This is a genomic window from Roseovarius sp. W115 (assembly GCF_032842945.2).
Lineage (GTDB): Bacteria > Pseudomonadota > Alphaproteobacteria > Rhodobacterales > Rhodobacteraceae > Roseovarius > Roseovarius rhodophyticola.
Genome location: NZ_CP146606.1, coordinates 1,636,957 through 1,651,719 on the forward strand (window position 1 = coordinate 1,636,957; position 14,763 = coordinate 1,651,719).

The window sequence follows — 14,763 nt, forward strand, 5'->3', positions numbered from 1 at the left end:
ATTGCTAAAAGGCTAGGCCGGACCGCTTGCAAAATAAAATCTCAATCTGGTACAGGCACATCCGCACGGAGTGTAGCTCAGCCTGGTAGAGCACTGTCTTCGGGAGGCAGGGGCCGGAGGTTCGAATCCTCTCACTCCGACCAATGATTACAAATACTTATAAAGTGTTCGATTGAAACTTGGCCAATAATTGTCTCGTTTTTGTCTCTGGCCGTGGCAACGCTAGTGACGAAACCAAAAAGAAAACGGCCCGCCGAAGCGGGCCGTTTTCTTTTCAAAGTTACATGCAGCGACGACAAACCCGACTATCATTGCCGGAATTCCTCGGCCAAGACGATCGAAGACTTGTTCGCCAACATCACCGGTCGAGTTGGTGTTAAAGGATCGCTCGAACGCACAGGAATGCTATACCGAAGCCAAGCATCACGGCAGGAATGCCACGAGTGTATCGGTCATAAATTTCCTCATCTAATTCACCCGTGCTAGTTACTCCGTACATTCGGCGGAACTTGTTGCCTACACCTCTGGCAAAGTTTCGGTCAAAGACAATACGAAGACCTAGTAAGCCATATCCAATGCATACTAGTGATACTGCCAATAAGACGATTTCCATAATTTCCATCTCTGTCATATGCCTGAAGCAAAAAGCTAAGCAGTAACGACAGAAATCAAGAAGATCGTAACAAGCAATAATAAGAAGGTTGCAACAACAACGCTCCACTTGGTTCTTTTAAAGATAACAGCATGACCAAAGCTTATAATCCCTAGTCCAAAGAAACCCCATGCGATCAGTTCCAAATCAACGAGTGAGCGAAAATCTATTTTTCCACGGAAAATCACTACAGACCCGGCACACAACAACAATAGGCCGATAATCAGCGCGTTACGCTCATGACCTGTAGGGCTAATACTGTTTACATTCTTTTCAACAAGACCACCGCGTTCAGAGGCCCATTTCGCCTGATTGGCAGCAAGCCACTTCCGAAAAACGATGAGGTAGGCGCCAATCAAAATGAAAGCTATACCAATTAAAATCTCTCTTTCCATAAGTTCTACTTATTCTGAATAATCATCCGAATTTACTTTATCATCTATCGTACGTTGTGACTGCTGAAGATCAGCTGGAACACTTCTCACGTAGTTCCAAACGTCGGAAAAGATGTTCTCTCCGCTACTGAGATCAAATAACCTGACACCGAGTGTCGAACCTCCACCAGCTGATAGACCTGCTCCGAGGCCAGCGCCGATGTTAATACTCTCCTCATATGCGCCAGGGTTGTTGGTGCTCATTGCAACATCCGCTCCACCCTTCACAACGAGGCCAGGAACTGGTGTTTGGACTGTGAATTCTGCGCCCGTAGTAACGTAATGTGGTTCAGATGGTAGTTCGCCTGAATTGTAAGTGGCTGAAAGCTCTGCTGATCCGCCGCCGCCGTAGACGCTTGAGCCAACAACATCCAGCCTTCCTTTACTCGGATCGAACCTGAGACCGATTGATCCACCCCAAGCACCTACAAATCCCGCCAGAGCGACTTCCCCATAGTCCTTCCCAGTCAGATCGACATTTTTAATCGGATTGTTCCCCGCATAAGCGTACGTATTGAAGCGCTGTGGATCACGGAAGTAGTCAGGTAATGGAATAGCTGCATCAGCGTTCATATCACCCCAGTCCCCTATCTTGAGAGCAACCGGGTCTTGACTGGTAAATCTGGCTTCAGGGCCACTCTGGTAGCGAGCACCAGCGTAGTTCAGTCCAGTTTCTTCATCGTGATCGTAACCCGTGTAGCGGTTGTTGTTCTCGGTCGTTCCGAAAGTTCCATTGGTGCGCTCTTCCCCATACGGATAGTAGCCGAGTACTTGTTCAAGGCGAGCATGCTCATTGGTCACCGTGTGGGTGCTACCGAGATGGTCAGTGTGCACGTCGATGATGGTGCCGTCTTCCCTGGTCGCTGCTAGGCGGCCACCGAGATAGATGTGGGTTGAGACGTCACCATCTCGCACTTCGTAGTGGCTGAACGGATAGTAGGTGGCGGTGTTGGTTGGACTGGTCTTCTTGATCCGTTGTCCGGTGTGATCGTAGACAAAGGTGGTCGTTGCTGTACCGTCACCGCTTTCGATCAACTCGTTGCGATAATTCCAGGTGTTCTGGAGACCAGCGCTGTTGGTCAGCACATTTCCATTGTCATCGTAGGTGTAGGTGGTGCCGCCAATATTGGTTGCTGCGTGCGGATTGGCATTGGTGGCGCTGCTGCCAATTCCTCCGCCACTGCCAACAAACTTGATGTCATCGACGTTGATGGTGGTTGGTGCCGCTGCCTCAATAGTGAACTGCAGTGAGCTATTGTGGCCATCAATTCCCAGGGTTGAGAGCGGCACTGTCACCGTCTGCCAGGTATTAGCCTGGAAGCCGCCAAGATGTTGCGAGAGCAAGACTGGGCCACCTAGGATCGGGTCTGGCCAGGCGTTCTCGCGGAAGTAGAGGTAGAGTTCGGTACCGGTGTTGTTGCCGACGTTGAGTTCGAAGGTCAGATCGTCATAGGCACTCAGGTCAATGCTCGAGTTGTAGAGCGCGAGTGATCCCCACGATGCGCTGTAGGTTGCTTCGAGTGAATATGAGCCGTTTGATACCGGACTGGTGTCAGATGGGTTATTGGTTGAATTCCATGACCAATCAGCCCACCCGCTCGCAATTGCGTCATCGTAGAGGGTGTATGAGCTGCCTGATGAGCCTCCTGCCCCTAGACCGTCATAGGTGTAGGCGGTGCCGTGTTTGTTGGTGATGTTGCCGATCTCATTGTACGTGTATGAGCGGTTAAAGTTGCCGGCTGCGCCAAAGCTCATAGTGGCGTTGGTCAGACGATTGAGGTCGTCGTAGGTGTAATCAGTAGTACCTTCACTGAAGCTATCGCTCACATCCACGATCTTGGTGATGTTACCCACGTTGTCGTAGGTGTAGGTGAGGTCTTGGGTGAAAGTGGTAGCTTCACCCGGTAGTGGCCCGCCACCGCCACCAGAGGTGTCACCAATAAACGCAGTATCGAAGACCGCGTCATCGTAGTAAGTAGTACTCACCGCTTCTGGTGAATAGGTGACCCCAACATGGATATCGTCGACATTATCCGTACCAGTATTCACGTTACCTGAGCTATAGTCTGGGCTTCCCGCAGTGGTGTTATCGACCCAGATATCAACCGCGCCGTCAGTGGCACCTTTCTTGAAGCGAACTTCGACGGTATTGACCGCCCCTTTAGTGAGGTTCACCCCAGTGTTTGTCCATGGCAGCACGTCACCGTTGATGGTCAGGCGGGCGTCTCCCCAGTCTTCGAGTGCCATCGAGAAGACAGTTCCATCAGCCACGTCCTCGAGGCGAAGGAGGCTGTAGTAGCCGGACGCGCCCCAGGTCATATTTGACGGGACATAGACTTTAAACTGGACATAGATTTCATCTTCGTTCTGGTCAGTGAGCTCAAGCGCTCCAGAACCTGAACCGGTCACCACTTCTTTAAGTGACTTAGTGCCTTCGACCTGGCTGCCGCTGTCTATCGACGCAGTCACCCCGCCCCAAGTTGAGAGGTTATCGAATGAACACGGCAGTGTGCTACAGCTTTCAAAGTCTTCGGTGTTAAAGAGATACGCCCCGGCTTCTGCTGGTCGGACAATTTCCTGCAGGGTCTTGCCGAGCTTCTTGGCTTCCATGGTAGCCCACTCGCGAGCGGCACTGTGTACCGGAGCGCCAGGCATTTCAATGTACCGGTCTTTGGTGAGGGCTAGTTCGGCTTGGTCGTAGCCATGCATGGCTGCTCGGTAGGCTTTGGTACCTTCCATACCAAGTGCCTTCATGCCCTCGACCCGCTCCCGGTGATATTTCTGCAGCACGCGGGCTTGCTGGCTGTTTTCGAGCTTGAGTTCGATCTGTGGTTTTTTGCCTGCCAGTCGTAGAGCTCGATCATTCACTGTGGTGGTAATTTCAGTTGGTTTGGTGACCCGTTTGTCAGTGGTGGTCTTGATGGCCGTGTCGAGCACGCTTGACGTAGTGGTTGGGCTTGATGTCGCGAGATCAAAGATTACTGCCGGAGCTTCGATTGCGGTTGTGCTGCTGGCGATCGGTTCAGTTTCAACTGGCACTTCAGCTGGTTCGGTGGTGGTGCTCACCGCTGGTTCAGGTGCTTCTTCGATCTTTGTGCTACTGGCCTGAGCTGGTGGCACTTCCGGTTCTTCGATCACTTCAGGTACCACCGGGGTTTCCACCACCTCAGTAGCGAAGAGCTCCGCTTCGAGCGCTTGTAGTTCAGCTCCTGGCCCACCAGAACCTGGCCCGGTGTCGATTGAGCGCAGGCGGTATAGTTCTCCGGCGTCGAAGGTGTAGGTTGAGGCAATACCACTGGCTCGTTCGATATACGTTTCTTTTCCGTGTGGGCCGTAATCGATATCAACGATGAGATCAGTGAAGCTGCCGCCATTCTCTTTTTCTTCAACCGTTTCCACCGCGCCAGCGGCGTTGTGCGTGTACCGCACCACGTCCCCGTTCGGGTAGGTCAACTCTGTCTGGTTGCCTTGTCGATCGTAGTCGTAATTGGTGGTGTAGGTGGTGCTGTCGATCGTCTTGCTTTCACTCTCAACCAGGTTGTTATCGGTGTAGGTGTAGGCAGTTGTCACATCAGTATTAGCGGCGCTGCAGAGCTGCCCCACCCCATTGGTACAACTGTCATAGGTGTAGGTGATCTCGGTACCGGCTGCACCAGTATAGTCTTCGGTCAATTGGCGGTTGAGATCGTCATATGCCCAGTTGATGGTTTGACCATTTGGATCAGTCTGACTGGTGAGGTTGCTGGCGTCATCGTAGGAGAACGTCCAGGTGCCAAAGGTGGTATCACTCGGATCGTGCAAGTCTTCGAGGCTGGTGCGGCGTGAGAGGCCGTCGTACGCGATGCCACGTTCGTGGCCAAGCGCATCGGTGATCTTAGTGAGGTTGTCGCGACTGTCGTAGCCATAGTCAGTGTCGAAGGTATTGCTGCCCTCATGTTCAGTGACAGTGACCAGGCGGCCATAGGCGTCATAGGTGAAGTCTTTATCGGTGCCAGCGGTGTCGGTGACTGTTTCTTCCCACTGATCGTAGCTGGTTCCGGTATTACCAACGACGGTTGCGACATTGGTCACCCGGCCAAGTGCATCGTACGTATAGGTACTCAAAAGATCAGTGTTGGTGGTTGCCGTGGTGCGGGCGCTGCCAGCACTAAAGTACGGCAAGCTTTCTGTTTCCAAGAGGCCATTGTCGCCATAGCTGAAGTCTCGTACCGCGTAGTCACCCTCCCCTTCCTGACGTTCTTGGATCACGTTGCCAAAGCCGTCGAGGTAGGTGATCGCGTCGGTACTGAGGACGCTAGTGAGGTGATTGATTTGCGTGACTGAAACTGCCCCGGCCGTGTCTGTGTATGTCCACGCTGTTTTTGTGACTGGACTGCCGGTTTGTGGATCAGGGATGGTCTCACTCGTCGGTCGGCCAAAGCCGTCGTACGTGGTGACAAACACGTGACCATTAACATCTGTGGTCGTGGCCACCTGACCGGTGCGGTAGTCATATTCGTATGAAGTGGCCTGACTAAGATCGTTAGTGATCGTCGTCGGATGCAGGTTGAAGCTGTCATAACCATAGGTGGTGACATTGCCTTCCCCATCAGTCTCGGTGAGCACATTACCGTATGTATCATGAGTGAAGGTCTGATCTGCATATGAACCGCCACTGATCCAGGCTTCTTGTTTGGTTAGATTGCCGGTTGTGACACTGCCGAGCGCTTGATTATCGTAATAGAAACGGGTCTCAGCCACAGTGGTGTTGCTGTCGTCCTTTAGAGTTTCCGTGGCTGGCAGAACCAGATCACCGCCGGTGGCATAGGTGTACGTGGTGCTGCGATCGTCACTGCCGGTGTCACTCCAGGTGCCATCGCTCGACGCATTCACCTCGCCATGCTGGGTGACAGAGAGAACTGAGCCGTGAGTGTTGCTGTAGGTGTATGAGGTGGCTCGGGCTTTCTCGTCGCTATCACCGTCGTAATCTAGGATCACTTCACTAGCGAGCTTAACAAAGGTGCTGCCGTTCCCGAGATCATGGGTGTCGTAGTCAGTCTGGGAGTGAGTGAAGAGGTTATCTGAGAGATCAGTGATTTCTGTGCGATAGGCGCGGCCAATCAGAGCTTCTTCGTCACCTGTCTCGCCACTGGCGTTATCGTCACCGTTAGCCTGGTGGTACCAGGTGATTTCTTTCCCGAGATCAGTGGTTTTGGTGACCTGTCCGAAACCAGCGAAGCGGCGATCGCGGACATCCGTCTCGTCAAAATACTTATGGTCGTCTTGGTACGCAAAGGTCTCAGTGACGGTATTACCAAAACCATTGTCAGCAATCGTTTGGGTAACTACCACTGGGTTCGCAGTTGAAGTGCCGATCTTGCTGTACGTTGACTGTACGGTAGCAAGGTAGCCGTCATAGTCGATGGTGGTTATTCCCCCTTCCGGTTCGGTAACTTCCACGACGATGTCTGGCAGATCATTCGTGTTAATTCGCGCATCACCACCAGAAACTTGGTTAGTGATGTGGCCAGAAAATTGTAGGTTCCACGCATCAACAATCGTGTCACCATCAAAATCAATCAGAGCCTTGCCAGCACTATAAGCGCGATACCCTTGCGTGAGATTAAAGGGCAGACTGTAGGTCTCCTCCGACCAGCCGTTTCCAATGTTGAGATAGTACTCTTTAACTGGGTTGTTGTGCACTTGTGATCGAACAATCTCAGGCAACCGATCGCCATTCAGATCAGCGATGTTATAGCCTGCCGTAACGGATGGGTTATCTGGATTGGTAAAAATAATTGGGATGGCACCGTAGCGTTTTGGCATCTCCCAATCCGTCGTTGTTGCCCAGGTGCCATCGCCCTGGTTTAGGTAAACAGAATTCTCATCATAGTCGGGATGCTGTGCCCCATTTTCTTCTTTGAAAGAGCGGATCACGTCGACCAGGCCATCCCCATTTACATCTGCAAAGCGAACACCACTTTCATGGAAGTTAAACACGCGGCCGTATTGGTCAGGATACATCGCGAGGAACACTGGAAGTTTTAGCGTACTCAGCTGCCAACCAGACCCAGTATTTAACCAGATGGCGCTGCTGACATTCTGACTTGGATGAGTTGCGGTATTATCTTCCGTATCAATACCTCGCACGATATCGGGCAAGCCGTCTCCGTTCACGTCAACAAAAGCGGTGCCCATGTTGCGAAATCTATCTTCGTTAATGTCCCACTGCGTGAGTGGTTGGAAACCAGTCCAAGATGTGTCTTTGACGAAACCAGACCCAGTGTTGATGTACACTGCTGGGTCAGAGTACGGGATAGAGCTAAGTGGGAACTCATTACTCCAACCTTCACAATCGTAGCTAGAAAAAAGCGTTTGTTGCATTGGAAAGTACTGACAAAATCATCTAGTCCATCCCCATTCACGTCGATAAGTCGCGACCCCATATCAACACGAATATGGTTTGATCCACTTTCTTGATGATAAAAGAAAGGTACGTCGATGTCGTCCCAACCCCACGCAACATCAATATCCCAAGTACCATCACCTTTATTAATATGGACTCGTCGAGTATCGATAGTATAAAAACCATCGTCATTCTTTTTCTCGTAACGAATGATATCAGTTAGACCATCACCGTTGAGGTCACCAAACCGGGTACCGTTGTCGCGGTCTTCTAAGTGTTCTGGAAAATCTACCGTGCTGTTTGTTTGCCAACTTGGTGTTTTAACACCTTCATAGTCGAACTCGGTTGGCGGTAGCGCAGTCGTCACTCCCCTTCAATACTGTTCTCAGTGATGCTCGAAAGAAGATCGCGACTGCCGTTGATGCCATCGGTGTACGCCATGTCATAGCGTTTGAAGACCGTGCTATTCTCACTCAATTCGATCTCAGCAATTCGCTGATCGCGTTCACTGAGAAAGCCAAGTGCAGCACTGGTGTGTGGGTCAGCGGCTTCGAGGGTAAAATCAACTTGATATGGTCCGTATGAGATTGTGGAAGGATACACGACGCCCGTGTCTTCGGTGTACGTGTAGGTGATGACGTTGCCGTTCGTGTCAGTAGCTGAGCTGAGGTACCAGCGAGAGATCGCGGTGCTATCGTCTGGATCAGACTGTTGAGCTGCAGCATTAGAACCAAAGCGGTATGTAGTCCCTGACTTGTCAGTAGTTGTCCATTCGTTTGAGCTGAGCGTGTATTCGAGGAAGCTGCCATCTTCGTACTTGGCAACATAGTCACCACCATCAGCAACCAGCTCTCCAGACAAGCTTGACCAGAAGGTCGAGCTGGCACCAAACATTGCTTCCGAACCAAACTTGTTGATCTGCTCAATGTATGGGATCGACAGACTGAAGCCATATCCAGTCGGCTGCATATCTGAGGCGGCTTGGTTGTTGTATGACAGACCGAGGGTTGGTGTGTGTCCGTTAACGCCAGCAGGCAAACCAAAGTCATAGTCGTATGAGAAACCACCACTCGCTTCGTTTACTTCCGCGGCCGAGAGACTGGCGCTGCCGAGTGATTGAGTGTTGGTAATGTATCCTTCGTCACCGTTGGTAAGAACAGACGCAAAGGTGAGGTGAGTAAACGAGCTGAGCAAAACAGAAACCGCTAGCACAAAGCTAGCGGTTTTGTTGACCCAACTCCGCTGAGTGCGGAGTGTTTTCATAGTATCGAAAGTATTAAAATTATAAGGCCACATATCCAAGTTGAGGAATATAGCTCAGTGTACCAAATCCAGGCTGCGGCCTGAGTTTCTGAAACCGGGGATTTCGTGTGGAAAAGCTAAGAATTTGCCTGATACATCTGAGTGTTCCGAGACATGCTACGTCGAGCAGAACGAACTGAGCCGCTAAAAAGGTACTCGGTCAGTCTTCACTCTGGAATGTATCTCTCAACACCTTGAACGGCGCATTCGTCTTCCAAAACAAAGGCTACACTCTGCCTAGCACGAGTAGCCGCAACATAAAGCAATTGTGGTTCTTTGAGAGTCTTTGCTTCTCCTGAAGCAAGGAAATCTCGAATGGACTTATGTGGGTAAATCAGTACTCGCTCAAAAGTTAGCCCTTTCGAAACACGAAAGTTCATTGCTGGATAGCCGTTACACTTTTCAGTCTTGTTGTACCTCAGAACCTGCGGCCTATACTGCTCAACATAGTGATCGACGTGTTTTGGAGACACGACGAATACGCCATCGTGGTCAGTAAGAGTTTCATTCATTGATGTTGTTTTTGGACTTTCAGGGAAGCACTTGTCAGAAAAATCACAGATTTCTTGCCTGCAGCGGTGAGAAGAATCCATGAAGTCCAAAGATACACGATCCTTTTTTCCCATTCCTCGAACAGGCTTATGATCCCTGCATAACGGTACTTCTTGTGTTTCGGCGATTGGTTCGTTGCTAGGGTGGCTTGTCTATGATCACCGACCATGGTCACCTTCAGTTTCGAGGCCAGGAAGAGTTCCAGCAGCTCTAAATCGTATCCAGCCAAGTCTTGAACCTCATCAATGTATAAAGCATTGAATTGGCTTTCTAAACGTCGGATAACTCGACCATCTGATTGCTGCTCACAAGTCAGGGCAAGCTCCGAAAGTTTGTCTGAATAAACGTCCAACCCATTGCCAAAGAAGTAGCGTGATTTATCGGCCCTCGGCGCATACGGATCAGAGCGGCCGGATACTAGGTTTACAGACCGTACTCGGCATGGCCTGAAAAAGTGATTTTGGTACGGACGAACGAGCTCTCGCAACACGAACGTGAACCAAGGCAAGATTGTCACTCGCTCAGGAACGTACCCATTGAAGTCGATAAATTTGCGTCGGATTTCTGCCACGTTGCTAAGTGTGAACGTCGTTACCAATGCGTGCTCATCAGGTTTTTCGAGTATTGACGAAACAATATTCGTAGTCTTCCCAGAACCAGCGCAGGCGATTGTAACGTTACTTTGCGATGGCATGTTGAATATAGTCGGGAATGACCATCGCCGTTTCGCTTTCGAAGAACTTTAATGCACAATCAGTCTTGTGACCTTCCATGTACTCAACCAGCTGTTCGTCTGTTGCAAAGTCCTTGCCGAGAATTTTGTTAGTCAAATTCCGACCGTTGTACTTAACGAGTTGTGGTTCAAGCGTTGGAGCTCCCTCATCATCGTCAAATGAGATGAGTACGCCATCTGCACCCAGGTAATCCCCATACTTTTTCTTCAGTTTGGCGACATCCCCATCGTTGTCAGTGATAACCCGGATATCAATATTGAGTAGACGTGCAATGTCCAAGAACCGTTTAAAAGCCAAAGAACGAACGGAAATGATTTCTGTACCGTCAGCAAGCGGCAACACCCCGTGTACGTCCTTGTACGCCCTTTGCACTAGCAACTCATCAGACGGCCCTTCGACCAGAATGGCACGCTTTGATAGAATCAAACGCAACGTGTCATGGCCAGACAACTTTAGGAAGTAGTTCTTGGTGTCTTCAGGCAGGTCCATCAGCGTAGCACCGGCCTCACCGTCAAACAAAACCGTGCCATCTAGACCCAGTTTATTGAGGACAAAGCTACTGTGGGTGGAAACTATTATCTGGTTCTCACCGGCCTTACCGAACATACTCTCGAGAAGGGCACTCAAGTTGGTATGAGACTGATGATTTTCAGGCTCTTCGACCAAAATCACTCTGCTTCCTTCAGCCTTTTCCAAAGCAAGCTTGATTTTAGTACTTGTTTGTTCTCCTTTACCCACAAGTGAGAATGGGATGTCGTCGAGATGTGGTATTACCCCAGCTTCCCACTTTGCACGGGCAGTGTTGTCTAAGCCAATAGAGATGGTCTTGTCAGACACCGTACCCTTTGCTTTTTCAAGCTCGGTGTTGATGGCAGTAATACTAGGATCACCCAAGAACAGGTCTTTCATCTTGCGGTAAGACAGCCCAAGACGCGCGAGATCGTGCGGCTCGAGATAGTTGGCCATGACCTCCGTCAGATAGCGGTTTGCGCCCAAATCGTGACGCACGGTCGTTGCGTCAATAAGTGAACAACGAACCGGCAAGCTTCGTGCAGTTATATCTTGGTCAGCAAAGGTTCTCCAAACAACCTTCATGTACTCGATCGGGATTGAGGTGACATCGGCAGGATTGGCAATGTAGTTGGCGTACTCATCTTCAAACTTTGGATCAAACTCTATGGTCAATGATACTCCAGGACAGTCCTCACCGGTGCTATTGATGCTCCCTTTCAATGATCCTAGCTCGTCGTGCTCGGCAAAGTATAACTCTACCAAAATCCTTGGCGGCATTGGGTTCGTACCTTCCAAGAGGCTGGACAGATACTCAGAAGAAGAGATTGAATTAAACAAGTATGGGTGTAACTCATACCCAATGTGCCGCCCGTTCAGCTGTGCAGTAAGTCCAAGGTTGATGGCCTCTAGCAGCGTCGTCTTTCCAACTTCATTGTCACCAACAACAATGGCTATCTTATCAGGAAAGCTTACCGTCGCATCCTTTAGGGACTTGAAGTTTTCAATGTGTATCTTATTGATTTTCATAATTTACTCTCGCGACCGCTGATCGTAACAGACTATCAATCTCAGATCTTCTTGCAACCAGGAGCTGTCTGCCAAGCAGACGTGCGAGTTTTTTGGCATTCATGAATGGTACTGGACTTCGGTAGACAGGCTATTGTCGTGGCCACTCATGAAATTCGTTGAGAACATTTTGGATATGTTCCTTAGTTCGAGCTGTGTCTCGGTCTGGTGGACCACATAAGACACTTATGGCCCATAGCTTATTGGAGAGCCATTTCTGCGGCTCAAGATAAAGGTTTTTTCCCGTGAGCGTTCGGTTCGAGAATAAGATTTCAGTGAGGCGACGCTTTTGTTGCTTGTTAGAGATTTGGTACGTCAGACAAACGTTTTTTACCAGTTCGAGAAAATTTCGCGCTAGTTGTTCATCGCCGTCTGTGTCGTCTATGTTCCTGAGGGCATCAGAAAGGTCTTGCTTTTCATTTTCCAACCGTACTCGTCTCTCTTGAAAAGCTGACTTGTCGATCAAGCCATCAAGTAGTGCATCGGTCAGCTGTTCCTTACGACGATCTAGGTTCGATAGTTGAAGTTGTAGAGCACGCCGATCTGAAGCTGTATTTCTTCTTGTGAGCAAAACTTGCAACTCGCGTTCTAGTCTTTTTCTATCGTGCCTACCCAGTTCAAGCTCTAGGAGTTGTCGACTTATTGCACCCTCCAGTCGATCTTCTCGGATCGTTGTTGTCGGACATCCCTTAGTGTGGCATCTCATGTAAACTTGGCCTTTTTGCTGCTCACCGTACAACGTACGATCACAGCAACCACAGACGACCAGTCTTCTGTAGGTGTGGTTGTGCAGCGAAACTTTGCGATTGTGTTTGCCCGTCTTGACCTCTTGCACACGATCAAACAAAGACTTGTCGATGATTGGAGTATGAATCCCATTAAATAGCTTTCCTGAGCGTTTCATACGGATCGTACCGTAGTAAAATGGGTTAGCTAAAAGGTTCTCTAGACACCCTTTACTTATTGGTTTGCCCCCCGATTTCGAAAGCCACGCCGATTGAGCTCTTTGATCAAAGCAAGGAACGAATATTGTTGTGTTGCGTACAGCTCGAAAGCTTGTCGTACAAACGGCGCACGCTCCGGGTCCAGTATTTTTGGTTTTCCTGGACCTTGGTCGAGATACCCTATCGGAGAGCTAAACGGGAATAGTCCTTGCTTAAGGCGACCTTCGATGCCTTTTAGACACTCCTCACGAAGATTGCGAACATAGTCGGCCGCGATAACAGCTTGGATGTCGGCGGTGATGCGACCTCCGCGACTAGTGAGATCAAGGCTTTCATGCACAAAACGTACATCAATGCCTTCATCAAGCAGTTCACTGATTGCAGCCCAGTCGTATGGATTTCGGGCGCTACGGTCGATTTTATGGATTATTAATCCATCAGCTTTCCCTGATCGTATCGATCTGAGCATGTCTGAGAAAACCGGCCGACCACGTTTAGCAGCAGTCTCCTTTTCTTCATACCAAGCACTAACCATCAATTTGTGTCGTCTGGCGTATTCGTCTATCGCATCGTGCTGTGCTTCGAGGGAAACACCATCACCTTGTTTCACCGTGCTGACACGGGTGTAGGCAAAATAACTTTTCATGATCAAATGGTTAAAGTTCTTCGGACTCTATCAAATTATCAGAATTTGGCGAATCTTCGTTCCAAAGCCAAGTGCCATTAGCGACCATTTCCAAATACAGTTCCTCGCAGATACGAAGATATTCGTAGAATGCGTCTTCGGACATCCTTGGTTTGAATTCGTCTGGTCGCTCCATAATGCAATGGTACCGACGCGACTATCTGTTGCTAGCAGTCAACTTATTCCCTCCCATGATACGGTGGATACATAGACGCGGTGAACGGCTTCAGCCGCTCACCGCGGCAAGTGAGTAATACGTTGGCCCGGTGGTTCGGTTGGTTCTGAAAATCGAAAGCCGAGAATGTCCGCATCTGTCGTTCGAAGAATGTTGCGTCATTGGCACCAACGCGAAAGACAATTTGGTTGCCGACATTGCCAATGATGGCGTCCCGCACGTCATTGTCGATTTGTGATAGATGCTGATGGGCCAGTATCAATCCAAGCCCGTACTTGCGGGCTTCGGACAACATCCCCGCAAAGGTCTTGGTGGTGAGATTATGGAATTCATCGACATATAAAAAGAACGGCCGCCGCGCTGCCTCAGGCAGACTATGTCGAGTGAACGCCGCTTGCATAATGCTTGAGGTGATCAAACCTCCCATCACATTCGAGACATCAGAACCCAGCCTTCCTTTGGCCAGGTTTACAATCAAAATTTGCCCACTGTCCATGATTGAACGAAAGCTCAGCACTTTCTTCGGTTCGCAAAGTGCAGTGCGTACCGCCGGATGTGCTAAGAATGCTCCCAGTTTGTTGGCAATCGGTGACACCCCGTCCGCGCTGGTTTGGTAGTTCATTGCTGGAAATTCGTGCTTCCAGAAAAACCGGACCTGTGGGTCGGTGAGTGTTTCGGTGATCTGGCGGCGATATCCTTTGTAGATGAAAAGGCGCATGAGATCGCGCAGATCAGCGGCTGGCTGTTCGAGGAGTGCCAAAATCGCATGTCTCAGCAGGTGCTCCATCCGTGCACCCCAAGCTTCCGGCCATTGCTTCTTGAGCGTCTCGATGAAACCTGATGCGACTAATGGACGATACTGCTCGCCAACGCGCTTGAGCGGGTTGTATCCCAGATGGCAGCCTTGGTCACCGACATCCCAATACAAGTGTGACGAATTGATGTGACGGTGAAGGCTTTCGGCCAAGTCGCCATGAGGATCAATCAAGCAGTAGCAGTTTCCGTACTGGGCATCTTGCCATGCCAGGTTTTGCAGCAGTGTCGTCTTTCCTGTGCCGGTCTGCCCAATCAAGTAGGTATGCAATAGGCGTTCGCGAGTACCCACGCCGAAAGGTGCTACATCTTGATACCGACGGAAAGCTAAGCCGATGATAGGTATGTGCATCGAACAAGTATCGGTGATCTCACTGGGTTCGCTAGCAGCCAAGATATTAGTCATAATCTGAGCGCATATCTTGACCGCTAGTCACTGCCTTTCGCACCCGGGACAATGTTCTTAGACTGTTCATCCATCACCTTCAGTGGAGCGCGCGGGACTACCT

General features: G+C 50.0%; 10 protein-coding genes and 1 tRNA gene. 1 reads left to right on the forward strand and 10 read right to left on the reverse strand.

The features are described 5' to 3' along the window. Window positions 1-66: 66 nt before the first annotated feature. Window positions 67-143: transfer RNA gene (locus RZS32_RS08365), tRNA-Pro, on the forward strand. 505 nt (window positions 144-648) lie between these two features. On the opposite strand, the gene RZS32_RS08370 is transcribed toward RZS32_RS08365, so the two are convergent. The 10 genes from RZS32_RS08370 to RZS32_RS08415 form a co-directional block, all read right to left on the reverse strand. After that, on the reverse strand, window positions 649-1,047 hold the full coding sequence (locus tag RZS32_RS08370; RefSeq protein ID WP_317056542.1) for a hypothetical protein: 399 nt from the start codon (window positions 1,045-1,047) through the stop codon (window positions 649-651). Between the two features lie 9 nt (window positions 1,048-1,056). Further along, window positions 1,057-7,263, reverse strand: a complete 6,207-nt coding sequence (locus RZS32_RS08375) for an RHS repeat-associated core domain-containing protein (RefSeq protein WP_339106880.1) — start codon at window positions 7,261-7,263, stop codon at window positions 1,057-1,059. Next, window positions 7,239-7,838, reverse strand: coding sequence for a hypothetical protein (locus tag RZS32_RS08380; protein WP_339106881.1), 600 nt, complete (start codon window positions 7,836-7,838; stop codon window positions 7,239-7,241). Before RZS32_RS08380 ends, RZS32_RS08375 begins: the two co-directional genes overlap by 25 nt. Further along, a complete protein-coding gene (locus RZS32_RS08385) occupies window positions 7,835-8,734 on the reverse strand; it encodes a SpvB/TcaC N-terminal domain-containing protein (protein ID WP_339106882.1) in 900 nt (299 codons plus the stop codon). Before RZS32_RS08385 ends, RZS32_RS08380 begins: the two co-directional genes overlap by 4 nt. Before the next feature lie 206 nt (window positions 8,735-8,940). Further along, window positions 8,941-9,285 (reverse strand): hypothetical protein, encoded by a 345-nt coding sequence (locus tag RZS32_RS08390; RefSeq protein WP_339106883.1) that lies wholly within the window; start codon window positions 9,283-9,285, stop codon window positions 8,941-8,943. Further along, complete coding sequence (locus RZS32_RS08395; protein WP_339106884.1) at window positions 9,282-9,677, reverse strand: UvrD-helicase domain-containing protein; 396 nt, start codon at window positions 9,675-9,677, stop codon at window positions 9,282-9,284. The genes RZS32_RS08390 and RZS32_RS08395 overlap by 4 nt, the downstream gene beginning before the upstream one ends. A gap of 325 nt (window positions 9,678-10,002) precedes the next feature. Beyond that, entirely contained in the window at window positions 10,003-11,598 is a 1,596-nt protein-coding gene (locus RZS32_RS08400; RefSeq protein WP_317056545.1) for an ATP-dependent nuclease, read from the reverse strand. Between the two features lie 130 nt (window positions 11,599-11,728). Continuing rightward, the gene (locus RZS32_RS08405; protein ID WP_317057875.1) at window positions 11,729-12,667 is read right to left on the reverse strand and encodes a recombinase zinc beta ribbon domain-containing protein; all 939 of its coding nucleotides are present in this window, start codon (window positions 12,665-12,667) and stop codon (window positions 11,729-11,731) included. Beyond that, complete coding sequence (locus RZS32_RS08410) at window positions 12,598-13,227, reverse strand: recombinase family protein (protein WP_317056546.1); 630 nt, start codon at window positions 13,225-13,227, stop codon at window positions 12,598-12,600. The genes RZS32_RS08405 and RZS32_RS08410 overlap by 70 nt, the downstream gene beginning before the upstream one ends. A 218-nt stretch (window positions 13,228-13,445) precedes the next feature. After that, window positions 13,446-14,660 (reverse strand): type IV secretory system conjugative DNA transfer family protein, encoded by a 1,215-nt coding sequence (locus RZS32_RS08415; protein ID WP_317056547.1) that lies wholly within the window; start codon window positions 14,658-14,660, stop codon window positions 13,446-13,448. Window positions 14,661-14,763 lie beyond the last annotated feature (103 nt).